Raw genomic sequence first — 14,257 nt, 5'->3', positions numbered from 1 at the left:
CACCTACCGCCTGGCACCGCCCTACGAGGAGCGGCGCGGGGACGAGTGGATCCCGGCCTCGTGGGACCGGCTGGCCAACCTCGTCGCCGGTGAACTGGAACTCGCCACCGGCCGCCCCAATCCCGAGTTCCTCATGCAGGTGGACGACAGCCACGCCGCTCTGGCCGCGATCATCGCCGCGCGTGGGGAAGCCTCCGACGACCGCTACATCGACTCAGAGCAGTCCCTTGTGGCGGGGCATCGTTTCCACCCTTCGGCGAAGTCGCGCCAGGGGTCGCCGACCGATTGGCTTCCGTACGCACCGGAGACCAGGGCCCGCTTCCGTCCGCACTGGCTGGCCGTCCCCGAGGACCTTTTCGCCGAGGAAGGGTCCGCGGACGCGTTCAAGGCCCTTGAGGCTTACGGGCCGGCGTCGCAGCCCGGACGCAGACTGCTGCCCGTCCATCCGTGGCAGTTCTCCCTGATGGCGGACAACCCCGTCCTACAGGAGGCTTTGGCGCGGGGCCTGTTGCTCAACCTCGGTCCATGCGACATCGAGGCGGTGCCCACCTCGTCCGTCCGGACGGTGTATCTGCCGGACGCCGACGTGTTCTGCAAGTTCAGCCTGGACGTCCGCATCACCAACTGCGTCCGCAAGAACTCCTGGTACGAACTCGCCGGGGCAGTCACGCTCAACGCGCTGGTGCCGCCCATCTTCGAGAAGCTCGACGCCACGTTCCTCGCCGAACCCGCCTACCGCACCACCACGCTCGCCGACCGCCGCCTGTACGAGGGCTTAAGCGTCATCCTGCGCCAGGGCGTCAAGGGCCTTCCCGGAACGCCGCTCCTGGCCGGTGCCCTGGCCGACCCCTCCAACACGTTCCTCGCGGACCTGCCGGCCATGGCTGCCCCCGACGGCGCCCAGGCGTGGTGGGACGCCTACGTGGCGCAGGTCGCACCGCCGGTCCTGCGCGCCTATCTGGACCACGGCGTCGTCCTGGAACCCCACCTCCAGAACGTCCTGGTCTGCGTGGACGCCGACGGCATGCCCGTCCACGCGGCGTTCCGCGACCTGGAGGGGACGAAGCTGACCGCGGGCCGCTGGGATCTGGCCCACCTGCCGCCCCGCGTGGCCGAGGGCCTCGCCTATGCCCCCGACCGCGGCTGGAACCGCGTCGTCTACTGCCTCATCGTCAACCACCTGGCCGAGATCGCCGCCGCGATAGCGGACCTGTACCCGCATCTCGAACGGCCGCTCTGGCGGACGCTGGGCAAGCACGTGGCCGCCCACGACCACCACCCGCAGGCCAGGGCGCTCCTGGCGGGGGTCCCGCTGCCCGCCAAGGCGAACCTCCGCGCCCGATGGTCGCGCACCGCCGACCGCGGCGCCGCCTACGTGCCCGTCCCCAACCCGCTCGCCGCGTCCCGGCCGCTATGAACGGAACCCCCGTGCCTGAGAACGCCGTGCCTGAGAACGCCGTGCTCAATAACGCCGTGCCGGATGCCGTGCGCGAACTCGCCGTCGGCCTTCCCCGGTACCCGGCCTACGTCTACGACCTCCCGGGCCTTGAGGAGCACGTGGCCGGCATCCGGGCCGCGCTGCCCGGGACGGAGCTCTTCTACGCCGCCAAGGCCAACCCGGACGCCGAGATCCTCCGCGCTCTGGCCCCGCACGTGGACGGCGTGGAGGTCTCGTCCGGCGGCGAACTCACCCACGTGCGCGAGACCCTGCCCGGCATCCGCATGGCGTTCGGCGGCCCTGGCAAGACCCCGGAGGAGCTTGCCCTGGCGCAGCGCCTCGGCGTCGAGCGCATCCATGTGGAGAGCCCGCGCGAACTGTCCCGGCTTCCCGGCCCGGCCGCCGTCCTCCTGCGGGCCAACCTCCCGCTCGGCACACCGGACGCGGCCCTCACCATGAGCGGCCCGTTCGGCATGGACGAGCCCGACCTCGCCGAATGCGCCCGCCGCATAGCCGAGACCCCAGGGCTCGACCTGCGCGGTATCCACGTCCACCTCGCCTCCGGCCTGGACGCACCGGCGATGCTCGGCCTGGCGGCTCAGATATGCGATTGGGCACTCCCCTGGCTCGACGCCCACGGCGTGAGCGACCCGGAGCTCAACATCGGGGGCGGCATGGCCGTCGACTACGGCGACCCCGATGCCAAGTTCGACTGGGAGACCTACGGCAAGGGCCTCCCCGCGGCCCCCACCCTCCGCATCGAGCCGGGCCGTGCCCTGACGGCCTACCACGGCTGGTACGTCACCGACGTCCTGGACGTGAAGACCACCCGCGGCGAGACCTACGTGATCCTCCGCGGCGGCACCCACCACATGAGGACACCCGTGACCAAGGGCCACGACCAGCCCTTCACCGCCCTCACCTCGAACGGCCCGGAAGACACGGAGAGGCGAGCCACGCTGGTGGGTCAGCTCTGCACGCCCAAGGATGTGTTCGCCCGCGACGTCCCCGTCCCGGACCTGGTCCCCGGCGACGTCATCGCGTTCGCCATGGCCGGCGCCTACGCGTGGAACATCTCCCACCACGACTTCCTGATGCACCCGAAACCGGCCTTCCACTACCTCCGCTGAGGCCCGCACGGGTCGCGGCACAAGCCGGCGCCATCGGCCGCCCCCCGTGGTGGATCACCGCCGGACGGTGACGGTCCGCAGGACAGGGCAGGGCCCTTGCATCCGCGCAAGCATCGGTGACCGGCGGGTGTTCGCTGCGTCAGAGTGTGTGTTGTCCCACCCACGTCCGACTTCGACCAGGCCGAAGAACTCATGTTCGCTTACAGCCCGACACGGAGACGTGAAGCCAACACCGCCATGAACCCTTCAGACGCGTGGTCAGGTACGCCGGTGCTGGTCCCGGCGTCCGCTCCCTCCCTGGAACTCGGAACCCCCGCCGGCTGGAACAACAACGGCAAGTCGACCGGACGGCTCATCGGCGAGATCGACATCGCCGCGACACCGGCCGCCGTGCGGCTCGCCAGGTCCTACGTCCGGGAGCTGATCGGGCAGCACTTCGGCGCCGACCGCTCCGAACTCGGCGACCTGGAGCTGCTGACCAGCGAGGCGGTGACGAACTCGGTGCTGCACGCCAGGCCGCGCCGGAACGGGACCGTCACGGTGGCGGTGCTGCACATCGACCGGTACGTGCGGGTCGAGGTCACCGACGGCGGCACCGCGCCGCGCGGCGGCGAGGAGCCCCCGCCCGTGCACGGGCGGGGGCTCGTGCTGATGAAGGCGCTCGCCACCGACTTCGGCACCAGCCGGGGCAAAAACGGGACGGCCACCTTCTGGTTCGGGGTGGGCGTCAGGGAAGGATGGCGGCTGCCGTGACGGCGGGGCCCCTGCCGAGCCTCACCCGGTGGGCGGAGTCCGCACCGTGGGAGGACGAGGCGGCCTCCCCCGGGCGATCCTCCGGGCCCGCGCCGAGCAACGCCCGCATGTACGACTATCTCCTCGGCGGCAAGGACAACTACGCCTCCGACCGCGACCTCACCGAATGGGCGCTGCGCCGGTGCCCGGTCGTGGGACGGCTCGTCCAGGCGAACAGGGGCTTCCTGGACCATGCCGCGGCGCTGCTCGCCGAGGACGCCGGGCTCCGGCAGTTCGTGGACATCGGCTGCGGGCTGCCGGTGTCCGGCGGCGCCGGCGATGTCGGCGGTGTCGGCGGTGTCGGCGCCGTCGTCCGGCGCGCCGACCCGTCCTGCCGGGTCGCCTACGTCGACAACGACCCGATGGTGGTCGTGCACGCGCGGGCCCGGCTCGCCGTGGACGGGAGAACCGGCGCGTTCGAGGGGGACGTCCGCGACCCCGCCGCGCTGCTCGCCGACCCCGGCCTGCGGGCGCTCATCGACCTGAGCGAGCCCGTGGGCGTCCTGCTGGGGTGCGTCCTCGACATCACCCTCGACGAGCACGACCCGCGCGGCATCGTCCGCGCGCTCGTGGACCTGCTGCCGCCCGGCAGCCACGTGGTGGTCACCCACGCGGAGCGGACGCCGGAGCTGGAGGCGATCGCCGGCCTGCCGCAGAACCCGGACCTGCCGTTCTGCCCGCGGAGCCTGGAGGCGGTCACCGAGATCTGCGGGAGCCTGGAGATGATCCCGCCCTATCCCGCCCGGCTGCCGCTCCCGCACGCCGTCCACACCACGGGCCCGGTGCCGCTGATCGGCTGCATCGGGCGCGTCCCGGGGTGACGGCCCGCCATGCCCGCCATGCCCGTCACGGCGTCGCCCCCGGCGCTGTGTGACGCAATGGACACATCTACGCGCCCGCGGCCCCGGAAGCAGTCCGTTTCGCTACGATCGAGGCTCCAGCGACTGCCACATCCGGGGCGAGTGATGACAGCGGACGGCGAGCCGAAGTCTCTCTCTGAAATCACCAGGGACATGGGCCTCAACATGTCCGACGTGGCGGCCTTCTCCGGCCTGGACGAGAGCACGATCTTCCGGCTGTGGGACAACGCCGAATGGCTCGACCGGGTCAGCGGGCGGTCCCTGCAGAGCCTCATGTCGTCCGTCCCCGGAATCGCCGAGTACTCGATGGCGCATTCCATCCGGAAAAGGCGCGACGTGCTCATCGGCGACCTGCACCGCGAGGGCCTCACCGTCGACGTCTGCGCCCTGGAGAAGTCGGACGTCCCGCAGCAGCACCTGCTGAACGCGCTTGAGGCGGCGCTGCACATCGTCCGCGGCGAGGCGACGCAGAAGACCTCGTCGTTCATCGCGCGCTTCTGGGGCCGCGAGCAGGACCGGGCGCTGGAGGCGCTCTACAGCCCCGAGCCGGGCAGCGGCCTGCTGGCCGACCCGCGGACGCTGTTCGACTCCTCGATCGACCTGGCCCCCCGGCTGAACCGCAAGTCCTACTCGTTCCATTCCATCCTGGCGCTGAACATCCTCACGCACCAGGTCAGCAAGGTCACCGGCGAACTGGAGGCCGACCTCGGCTTCGAGGTCCCCGGCAGGCAGGCCGCGTTCATGATGCGCGGCGTCGTGATGGGCTCCCTCATCGGCTCGAACGACATCGAGCTGGCGGAGAGGTACCGCCGGGAACTGGACGCGACGCCCGTGTACGCGGCGCTGGAGGAATGGTCGTTCCCGACCTACACCAGAGACGGCCGTATCAGCAGCGACTTCACTTTGCCGAGCTCCCTGTCGCTGCGCAATACGGCCACGGAGGTGCTGCGCGAGATAGCGGAGTACAACGACGCCTACGTGTACTACCTGGTGTCCACGTACATTCCGCTGGCACTGCAACGCGATCCCGCGTTCGGGGGAAAGATCGCCGAGCTGATCCAGGCGGTCGAGCTGCGCGGGTCCGCGTGCCGCGACAGGAGGATCAGACAGACCTGCAACACGCTGGTCCGGCGGCTGAAGGGCGCCGCCTGACCGGGCTCGAAGAATGGGGAGCCGGTGGAGGACACGGCGCAAGCCATCGCGAATCTGACAAGGGAGAGATGGGAGGCCAACGCACGGTACTGGGTCAAGGTCATCAGGGAGCGACGCGACCGGTACCGCACCGAGCTCACCGACGCCGCCGTCCTCGACGCCATCGGAGCCTGCGCGGGCAGCCGCGTGCTGGACGCGGGCTGCGGCGAGGGGTACCTCGCCCGGACGCTGGCCGCCCGGGGCGCCGACGTCACAGGAGTGGACGTCTCCCAGGGGTTGATCGACGCGGCCTCCGCCCATCCCGTGCAGGAGGGCACGCCCCCCACGTTCGTGCGCGCCAGCGTGGACGACCTGCCGTTCGAGGACGACGCGTTCGACCTCGTCGTCTGCAACCACCTGTTCAGCCACCTGCAGGACCCGACCCGCGCGTTCGCCGAGTTCTCCCGGGTACTGTCGAGCGGGGGGCGGCTGGTCCTGCTGACCCTGCACCCGTGCTTCTACGTGGAGAACTCCGAGCAGGGCGCGATGAACAGCGTCCCGGCGTCGCAGTACTTCGCGGCGCGCGGCATCGACCAGCGGTTCCTGGTGGACGGCCTGGAATCCCCTTCGATGATCACATCGTGGCTTCGGCCGCTGGAGTTCTACGCTGGAACGCTCCGAGACAACGGTTTCGTCATCGCCGACCTGCGCGAGCCGCACCCGACGGAAGAGCAGATGCGCGACGACCCCTGGTGGCGCAAGGGCTTCCCGACGGCCCTGTTCATGCTCCTGATCGCCGAACGCCGCTGAGCCCAGCACGTTGACCTGCGGCGTGTTGTTGTTATCGCGCGCTCCATAACGACAACACGCCGCAAGTCGACGGGGCGGGTGGCTTAGAGTCTCCGCATGAGCGATGGCGTGCCGGCGGAGCTGGCCGATCATCCGGACCGGCTCCGGTGGAACGCGAAGTACGCGGACGCGCCGGGGCTGTCGCCGGTCCATCCGCTCGCGGAGCGGGCGCTGGCCGCCGGCCTGCCGGACGGCGGGGTCCTCGACCTGGCGTCGGGGCCGTCCGGCAGCGCCCTGCTCGTAGCGGCGGCGGGCCGGCCGGTCACTGCCGTGGACGTCTCCGAGATCGCGCTCGCCCGCCTCGGCGCCGAGGCGGGGCGGCGCGGGCTCGCGGCGCTGATCACGCTCGTCCAGGCCGACCTCGGTGCCTGGCGGCCGGATCCCGCGGGGTACGCGCTCGTGCTGTGCACCGGTTTCTGGGACCGCGCCGTGTTCGGCCGCGCGGCCGGAGCCGTCGTGCCGGGCGGCCTGCTGGCCTGGGAGGCGTTCACCGAGGAGGCCCGCCGCCACCGGCCGGGCCTGCCCGCGGAGTGGTGCCTCGGCCCGGCCGAGCCCGCCTCGCTGCTGCCGGACGGCTTCGCCGTCCTGGAGCAGGCCGACGACCCGGCGACCGGCAAGCGCGGCCTGCTCGCCCGCCGCCACGTCGCCCCGCCGCGGCGCGTCCCCTAGCAGTACACCTAGCCGAGCCCCTCGGCGTCGATCTCCACAACAACCGGGGCATGGTCGGACGGGCCCTTCCCCTTGCGCGCCTCACGGTCGACGTAGGCGGACCGGACGCGGGCGGCGGCGTCCTCGCTGGCATAGAAGAGGTCGATGCGCATGCCCATGTTCTTGTGGAACGCCCCGGCCCGGTAGTCCCAGTACGTGTACGGGTGGGGGCCCTTCGCGATGGTCGGCACCACGTCGTGGAGGCCCAGGGCGCGCAGATCCGCGAGGGCCTGGCGCTCGGCCGGGGTGACGTGGGTGGAGCCGGCGAACAGCGACGGGTCCCAGACGTCCTCGTCGGTGGGCGCCACGTTGTAGTCGCCGCACGCCACCAGCGGCAGGCCCCGCGCCAGTTCGGCGGCCAGCGCGTCCCGCAGCGCCTCGAACCAGGCGAGCTTGTAGGTGTAGTGGGCCGAGTCGGGCGTGCGTCCGTTCGGCGCGTACAGCGACCACACCCGGACCCCGCCGCACGTCGCGCCGATCGCGCGGGCCTCCGGGACGAGCAGGACGGGCTCGGTCAGCTTCGTCTGCCCGTCCGCCTCGCCCTCGTAGACCGGCTCGCCCGGGAAGCCGTGCGACACGTCCTCGATGCCGGTTTTGGACAGGATCGCCACGCCGTTCCAGCGGCCGTCGCCGTGCACCGCTGTGGCGTATCCGAGTTCCGCGACCTCGTCGGCCGGGAACTGGTCGGCGCGGCACTTGGTCTCCTGGAGGCAGACCACGTCGGGCCCGGTCTCCGCCAGCCAGGAAAGGAGTCGCGGCAGCCGGGCCTTGACCGAATTGACATTCCACGTCGCGAGGCGCATCCCCCCAGCCTGCCATTTACCGGACGGCCGAGCGCGGTCGCACGGTCCCATCCCGGCCCCGCGGCCGGTACATTGCAGGTCGGCCTCTCCCCCGCCGGCGGACGCCGGGCGGCCCGCGGGACCGGTAGATTGCGGGCGGCCGCGTCGCCCGCCCAGGGTCGCCGCATACGGCGCCACACCGGCCCGTGTGACCGGTAGATTGCGGGTCGGCCGCCTTTGCACGGTTTTCACGCCGCGCTTAGACCGGCCCTGGAAGGGTGGTCTCGTTCGTGATGTCGTCAAGCCCGGAGCAAGCGAGGAAACATGTCCGAGGATGACAAGCCCGGGGGCAAGCCCACGATCAAGGCGAAGGCGAAGATCCCGAACGCCCAGAACATCCGCAGCCCGGAATTCAAACCGCACGGCATCAGCGCCGGGCGCGGCAGCGGGCTGAACCGGCCGTCCGCGCTGACCGCCAAGCAGGCGCGCAAGCGGCGGATCATGGTGATCGTCGGGCTGGTGGTCGCCGCCGCCCTGATCGCGGGGTTCGTCTTCTGGTGGGTCAACCGCCCGCCGCCGGAGATCGAGGTGTCCGGCCGGTTCGCCAGCAAGCCCACGGTGGAGATCCCCACGAAGCTCGCGCCCGAGGGCAAGCGCAAGGTGACCACCCTGATCAAGGGCGACGGGCCCGAGATCAAGAACGGCGACACCCTGTACGCTCAGTACGCGTTCTACCAGTGGGCGAAGGACAGCGACGACGAGGACGGCTCGGTCAAGAGCCAGAGCAAGGAGCTCGCCTCCTCCTACGAGCGCGAGGCCCAGGGGCAGCCGACGCAGCCGCTCGTCGTCGGGGAGAGCGGCATCAAGGGCTTCGACCAGGGCATGGTCGGCCAGACCGCCGGCAGCCGCGTCCTGCTGCAGATCCCGCCGTCGGAGGGCTTCGGCGAGCAGGGCTCGCAGCTCGGGCTGGAGAAGAACGACTGGGTCGTGTTCGTCGTGGACGTCCAGGCCGTCGTCCACAAGGACCAGGGGCCGCAGGGCACGCCGAAGGAGCTCGCCGACAAGAAGCTGCCGCAGGTCGAGGACAAGGGCGCCGGCAAGGCGCCCGAGGTGAAGATCCCCGACCGGGACGCCCCGGGCGAGCTCCAGGTGAAGACGCTGGTCGAGGGCACCGGGCCGGCCCTGGAGAAGGGCGACGACGCGGTCGTCAACTACCAGGGCACGCTGTGGGACACCGGCAAGGAGTTCGACTCCAGCTGGAAGTCGGGGTCGCCGGCCAAGTTCCCGATCGGCACCGGCGGGACCGTCCCCGGTTTCGACAAGGGGCTCACCGGCGCGAAGGTCGGCAGCCGGGTGCTGCTCGTCCTCCCGCCCAAGGAGGGCTACGGCAAGGAGGGCCGGCCGCCGCAGATCAAGGGCGACGACACCCTGGTCTTCGTGGTGGACATCCTCGCCAAGCTCAAGAAGTAGGGCGGGAACGGCACGAATCGTGAGCGGCGGCGGCGGGGCATCCGGTACGGGGTGCCCCGCCGCTCCACGTTGTGCGGGAATCGCGGTTGCCGCGCCCGGCACGACAACCGGAGGGGCGCATTGCCCGTCCTGTAATTGGGAGCCCATGGGTGCGCGACGGACGTGCCGCCGCACCGATCCCCTCAGGGTATCGTCGGTAACGCATTAATCACGGGGGGCTTGTGAGCAACGGCGGAAAGGGTCCGGAGGGCGAGGAGCCCGCGGTTCCGGGCGAAGCGGATGTGCGAGACGCGCAGGCCGGGCCACCGGAAGGCGGGAACGACCCCCCGGCCCGCCTGCTGATCACGCACACCGAAGAATCCCCTCAGGACGCGAAATTCGACCAGGTGGACGACATTTCCGATAACGGCGATAAAGACACCATGGGCGCCGTCCCGGATGGGAATGAGACCCAATCTCCCGCCACGGATGACGCCGAGAGCACGACCGGCGGGAACACGCCCGCCGAGAACCCGTCCGCCGGGAGTGCGGCCGGCGGAAGTGCGGCCGGCGGGAGCACGTCCGGCGAAAGCACGCCTGGTGACGGCACGTCCGATGACGGCGCATCCGTTGAGAGCACGTCCGGCGAGAGCACGTCTGGTGACGGCACGCCCGCCGGCAGCGCGTCCGGTGACGGCACGGGTGGTGAGAGCGCCGGCTCCGGGGAGCGGAGCGTGGCGGGCGACACAGGTGTGGCCGCGGCGAACAGTGTTGAAGCGGCGACGAGTGGTGATACCAGCAGCATGCCGCCCTCCTCACCGCACCCTTCCGCGCCCCGCCACGGGGGCCCGCCCGGGGACGTCGCCGGGCGCGGCGCCGGAGACGGCGGGCAGGGGCCGGGCCGGCCGCGGAGCCGCCGGTCGCGCCTGCTGCGCCGGACGCTGTTCGTCATGCTCGGCTTCCTCGGGTTCTGCGTCGCCGCGTTCGCCGTGGCGTACCTGTTCACGCCGGTGCCCTCGCCGCTGGAGAAGGCGGTCGCGCAGGGCCCCACGTTCTACTACTCCGACGGCAAGACGCAGATCGCCAAGACCGGCGTCAACCGGGACGCGGTCGACCTCGACCGGATTCCGGAGAGCACCCGCAACGCGGTGATCGCCGCCGAGAACGGCACGTTCTACGAGGACCCGGGCGTCTCGGTGCGGGGCACCGCGCGGGCGTTCTGGTCCACGGTGACCGGCCGGCAGCTGCAGGGCGGCTCGACGATCACGCAGCAGATGGTCCGCAACTACTACGGCGGCATCGGCAAGGAGCGGTCGGTCTCCCGCAAGCTCAAGGAGGTCATGGTCGCGCTGAAGGTCGACCAGGAGAAGGAGAAGGACTGGATCCTGGAGCAGTACCTCAACACGATCTACTTCGGGCGCAACGCGTACGGCGTCCAGGCCGCCGCCCGGGCCTACTACGACAAGGACGTCTCGAAGCTGACCCCCGCGGAGGGCGCCTACATCGCCGCCGCGATCCAGCAGCCCAGCTACTTCGCCGACCCGACCGGCTCCGCCCGCCCCATCGCCGAGCAGCGGTGGAACGCCGTCCTGCAGAACATGGTCCGGGACGGCCACATCACCTCGGCCGACGCCGCGGCGATGGAGTTCCCCGAGCCGGTGAAGCAGGAGATCACCGACGTCCTCAAGGGCCAGAAGGGCTACATGGTCAACGTGGCCAAGAAGGAGCTCGTCGAGCGCCGCGGCTACAGCGAGGACGAGATCAACCGCAGCGGGCTGAAGATCACCACGACGTTCGACAAGCGGCTGATGGACGCGATGCGGCGCTCGGTGAACCAGAACACCCCGGACGGGATGAGCAAGAAGATCCGGACGGGCGTGGTGTCGGTCGACCCGTCCACCGGGCAGGTCCTCGCGTTCTACGGGGGCCGCGGCTACCTGGAGGAGGCGCTGAGCAGCGCCTTCGGCGACTGGGCGCAGGCCGGTTCCGGGTTCAAGCCGATCGCGCTGGCCGCCGCGCTGGAGAACGGGGAGACGCTCTCCTCCACCTACGACGGGAGCTCGCCGCAGTACTTCGCCGGCTCGGACATCAAGAACGACGGCGGCCGCAGCTTCGGGATGGTGAACCTCGTCACCGCCACCCAGAACTCGATCAACACCGCGTACGTGAACCTCGGCCAGGACATCGGCAACGACAAGATCGTCAAGATGGCCGAGAAGATGGGCATCCCGAAGTCGCAGATGAAGCCGGAGCAGCGCAGCGCCGCGACGTTCCCGCTCGGCATCGTGTCGCTGCACCCCGTGCAGCAGGCGGGGGTGTTCGCGACGTTCGCGGCCGAGGGCGTGTACCGGGAGCCGTTCGTCGTGAAGTCGGTCACCGACAACGCCGACCACAAGCGCACCTTCAAGGAGAAGGGCGCGCGGGCGCTCAGCGAGCAGAACGCGCGGGACGCGACGTACGCGATGCAGCAGGTCGTCCGGGCGGGCACCGGGACCGGCGCGCAACTGTACGACGGCCGCGACGTCGCCGGGAAGACCGGCACGACCGACGAGGGCCGCGCGATCTGGTTCAACGGCTTCGTCCCGCAGCTGGCGACGTCGGCCGCGATGTTCCGCAGCGACGGCAAGCCGCTGAACATCCCCGGCTACGGCGCGTACGGCGGGGCGCTCCCGGCGCAGATCTGGCGCACCTACATGACCGAGGCCGTCGACATCAGGGACTGGGAGCCGAAGTCGTTCGGGCCGCCGTCGAGCAGGCCGGGCGGCGGCGTGGGCGGGTCGCCGGGCGACGGCCGCCCGAACGGGTCGGAACGGCCGCGCACGACCGAGCCGGAGGAGCCGCCCACCGACGAGCCCGACGAGCCGGAGTTCCCCTCGCCCCCGACGCGCGAGCCGACCCTCCCGCCGACCGAGCCGGGCGGGCCCGGTGGCGGCGGAGGCGGCGGTGACGATCCCGGCGGACCCGGCGGCGGCGGAGGCGGCGACGACGGACCCGGCGGTGGCGGCGGCTCCGGCGGTGGCGGCGGAGGCGGCGGCATCCGTCCCGGCGGGTTCGGCTGACCCCTCCGGACCGGACGGCCCGGACGGCGCCCGCGGGACGTCACCCGCAGGCTTCGCCGATCCGGGCCGGTGTCTCCGTCATGACGGTGTTGAACTGCGTGACGTCGCCGCCGCCCACGGCCGCGGCGGCGGCGCGGAGCCGGTCCGCCTCGGTCTTGAGGGCCTTCTCCAGGTCGCCGTCGCCGGCCTCGCCCGCCAGCTCGTCCAGCCGCCCGGCGAGCTTCTCGGTCTCCTGCCGCCAGCGCGCCGGATCGGCCGCCGGCGCTTTCCTGACCTGCGTCATGTACTGCCGGAACGCCTCTTTGGTGTCGGTGCAGACCGGGTCGGGGCCCGCGCTCACCACCCCGCACCCGCCGAGCAGACCGGACGCGCCGAGCACCACCGCGCCCGCGCCCACCGCCCGCATCACCCCGTAACGCATCGCACCTCCCACTCGCCCGGCCCCTGTGATCGCGAACCTGTGATCGCGAACCGGTGCCGCACATGCTCCCGCATCGGCGGCCTCCGCGGGGTCCCGCTCCGGGCGGTTCCGGCCCGCCCGCACGCTGTGACGCGTCGGAGGCCGCCCGGGTTCACGGCGCCGGGCGGGCGGTGCGGTGGCGGCGCGGGCCGGGCTCACGGCGCTGACCTGCGGACTCTTCCGCACGGCCGGACGAGGGGGCGCTCCGGTGCCGTCCGCCCATGTAGCGTAGGCAGTCGCGCGGGACGAGCACGGAGGAAACAGGGGGTGGCGACCGTGGCCGACGCGTGGCGACCCACGTCGGAGCTGGAGCACCGGCTGCAGGAGACCGTGCGGGCCGGGGACCAGGAGAGCTACTTCCGCCTCATCGCGGACAGCGAGCTCGTCGTCCCCGTTCCGCCCGACCTGGTGGACGGGATGCTCGCGGGCGAGGCGCAGCCGTCCTGGCACACCCAGGAGGAGGACGGCCGCGTCCACGTGCTGGCCTACACGTCGGCGGCGGCGATGCGCACCTGCCTCGGCCCGTCCTACCGGCACTTCATGACGGTCCGCTTCGGCGAGATCGCCGAGACGTGGCCCGACGACCGCTGGTGGCTCGCCATCGACGCGCCGGCCCGCGGCGTCCCCGCGGCCCTGCCGATCGAGTCGCGGCTGCCGGCCTGGTTCGTCCGCCAGGTCGCCGGCGGCGACGGCCGCCCGCCGCAGGTCGGCCGGGTGGCAGCCCCGTGGGAGGAGCTCCGCGGCCAGCACCGGGAGCTGCCGCGCGAGGCGCCCCGGCAGGAGTTCCAGCCCGCCAACGACGTCGAGCGCGAACTGCTGCGGGCCGCGGCGAACAACGACCACGACCTCTTCCTGCAGACCCTCGCCGGGACCGACGTCCTGCTGCCCGTCCCCGACGACACCGACTACGCGCTGCGCCCCGGGCGCCCCGGCTTCCCGTGGCAGACGCGGGAGGTGGACGGCTCCACCGTCGTCCCGGTCTTCACGTCCCCGGAACGCCTCGTCGAGGCGGCCCGCACCGCCGGGACCGGCACCGAGTACATCAAGCTGCCGTTCACCGTCGCGCTGCGCTACTGGCCGGACCACGACTGGGTGCTGGCGATCAACTCCGGCTCCCCGGCGGGCGGGACGATCCTGGCGCAGCAGCTCCCCGGCCTCGCCACGTGGGCCGACCAGCGCGCCGCGCAGCGCATGACGGACGGCTTCGAGCCGCAGAACGACATCGAGGGCCAGCTCTTCGAGGCCGCCCGGCGGCGCGACACCGACGGCTTCTTCAAGATCCTCCTGGGCGCCCAGGTCCTCGTCCCCGCGGAGCCGGACACGCCCTGGGGCATCGCGCCCGGCGAGGCCGGCTTCCCGTGGCGGCCGGTCCCCGTGCACGGCCGCACGTCCATCCAGATCTTCACGTCGCTCAAGTGGATGACCGACGCCGTCGGCTCGTCCCGCTTCATCATGCCGACCCTGCTGGACATGGTCGCCGCCTGGCCCGACACCGGCTGGGACCTCGTCCTCAACCCCGGCACGCCGATCGACGCGACGATGCCCGGTGACAAGATCCGCTCCCTCGGCCCCCCGGCGGCGGACCGTGCCACACCCCCC

General features: G+C 71.8%; 12 protein-coding genes. 10 read left to right on the top strand and 2 right to left on the bottom strand.

The window, feature by feature from the left end; all coding sequences use genetic code 11:
* The 7 genes from E1200_RS22160 to E1200_RS22130 form a co-directional block, all read left to right on the top strand.
* A partial coding sequence (locus E1200_RS22160; protein ID WP_131953980.1) for an IucA/IucC family protein occupies positions 1–1,417 on the top strand: 1,417 nt, incomplete at its 5' end.
* Between the two features lie 11 nt (positions 1,418–1,428).
* Positions 1,429–2,568, top strand: a complete 1,140-nt coding sequence (locus tag E1200_RS22155) for an alanine racemase (protein ID WP_243708749.1) — start codon at positions 1,429–1,431, stop codon at positions 2,566–2,568.
* Between the two features lie 237 nt (positions 2,569–2,805).
* On the top strand, positions 2,806–3,321 hold the full coding sequence (locus tag E1200_RS22150; protein WP_165950412.1) for an ATP-binding protein: 516 nt from the start codon (positions 2,806–2,808) through the stop codon (positions 3,319–3,321).
* Positions 3,318–4,181, top strand: coding sequence for an SAM-dependent methyltransferase (locus E1200_RS22145; RefSeq protein WP_165950411.1), 864 nt, complete (start codon positions 3,318–3,320; stop codon positions 4,179–4,181). The genes E1200_RS22150 and E1200_RS22145 overlap by 4 nt, the downstream gene beginning before the upstream one ends.
* Positions 4,182–4,373: 192 nt before the next feature.
* The gene (locus tag E1200_RS22140) at positions 4,374–5,372 is read left to right on the top strand and encodes a hypothetical protein (protein WP_131953976.1); all 999 of its coding nucleotides are present in this window, start codon (positions 4,374–4,376) and stop codon (positions 5,370–5,372) included.
* A gap of 24 nt (positions 5,373–5,396) precedes the next feature.
* Positions 5,397–6,161, top strand: a complete 765-nt coding sequence (locus tag E1200_RS22135; protein WP_131953975.1) for a class I SAM-dependent methyltransferase — start codon at positions 5,397–5,399, stop codon at positions 6,159–6,161.
* A 96-nt stretch (positions 6,162–6,257) separates the two neighbouring features.
* The gene (locus E1200_RS22130) at positions 6,258–6,869 is read left to right on the top strand and encodes a class I SAM-dependent methyltransferase (RefSeq protein ID WP_131953974.1); all 612 of its coding nucleotides are present in this window, start codon (positions 6,258–6,260) and stop codon (positions 6,867–6,869) included.
* A gap of 8 nt (positions 6,870–6,877) precedes the next feature.
* Here E1200_RS22130 and E1200_RS22125 read toward each other — a convergent pair whose 3' ends face one another.
* Positions 6,878–7,711, bottom strand: coding sequence for an exodeoxyribonuclease III (locus E1200_RS22125; protein ID WP_131953973.1), 834 nt, complete (start codon positions 7,709–7,711; stop codon positions 6,878–6,880).
* A 303-nt stretch (positions 7,712–8,014) separates the two neighbouring features.
* On the opposite strand from E1200_RS22125, the gene E1200_RS22120 reads away from it, so the two are divergent.
* Both E1200_RS22120 and E1200_RS22115 read left to right on the top strand, forming a co-directional pair.
* Positions 8,015–9,160: an FKBP-type peptidyl-prolyl cis-trans isomerase gene (locus tag E1200_RS22120; protein WP_131953972.1), complete on the top strand. Its 1,146-nt coding sequence runs from the start codon at positions 8,015–8,017 to the stop codon at positions 9,158–9,160.
* Between the two features lie 782 nt (positions 9,161–9,942).
* Positions 9,943–12,198, top strand: a complete 2,256-nt coding sequence (locus E1200_RS22115; RefSeq protein ID WP_243708748.1) for a transglycosylase domain-containing protein — start codon at positions 9,943–9,945, stop codon at positions 12,196–12,198.
* A 40-nt stretch (positions 12,199–12,238) separates the two neighbouring features.
* On the opposite strand, the gene E1200_RS33885 is transcribed toward E1200_RS22115, so the two are convergent.
* Entirely contained in the window at positions 12,239–12,619 is a 381-nt protein-coding gene (locus E1200_RS33885; protein ID WP_165950410.1) for a hypothetical protein, read from the bottom strand.
* Between the two features lie 306 nt (positions 12,620–12,925).
* Between E1200_RS33885 and E1200_RS33880 the strand changes: the two genes are divergently transcribed.
* Positions 12,926–14,257: SseB family protein (locus E1200_RS33880; protein WP_165950409.1), on the top strand; the 1,332-nt coding region annotated here is incomplete at its 3' end.

This window comes from Actinomadura sp. GC306 (genome assembly GCF_004348665.1).
GTDB lineage: Bacteria > Actinomycetota > Actinomycetes > Streptosporangiales > Streptosporangiaceae > Spirillospora.
Note: the sequence above shows the minus strand (reverse complement) of the source record. Positions and strands in the feature narration are given on the sequence as shown.

Bases quoted from the DNA above. Each gene is read 5' to 3' on its own strand.
- E1200_RS22150 (WP_165950412.1), top strand. From the start codon at position 2,806: ATGAACCCTTCAGACGCGTGGTCAGGTACGCCGGTGCTGGTCCCGGCG.
- E1200_RS22140 (WP_131953976.1), top strand. From the start codon at position 4,374: ATGGGCCTCAACATGTCCGACGTGGCGGCCTTCTCCGGCCTGGACGAG.
- E1200_RS22130 (WP_131953974.1), top strand. From the start codon at position 6,258: ATGAGCGATGGCGTGCCGGCGGAGCTGGCCGATCATCCGGACCGGCTC.
- E1200_RS22125 (WP_131953973.1), bottom strand. From the start codon at position 7,711: ATGCGCCTCGCGACGTGGAATGTCAATTCGGTCAAGGCCCGGCTGCCG.
- E1200_RS22120 (WP_131953972.1), top strand. From the start codon at position 8,015: ATGTCCGAGGATGACAAGCCCGGGGGCAAGCCCACGATCAAGGCGAAG.
- E1200_RS22115 (WP_243708748.1), top strand. From the start codon at position 9,943: ATGCCGCCCTCCTCACCGCACCCTTCCGCGCCCCGCCACGGGGGCCCG.
- E1200_RS33885 (WP_165950410.1), bottom strand. From the start codon at position 12,619: ATGCGTTACGGGGTGATGCGGGCGGTGGGCGCGGGCGCGGTGGTGCTC.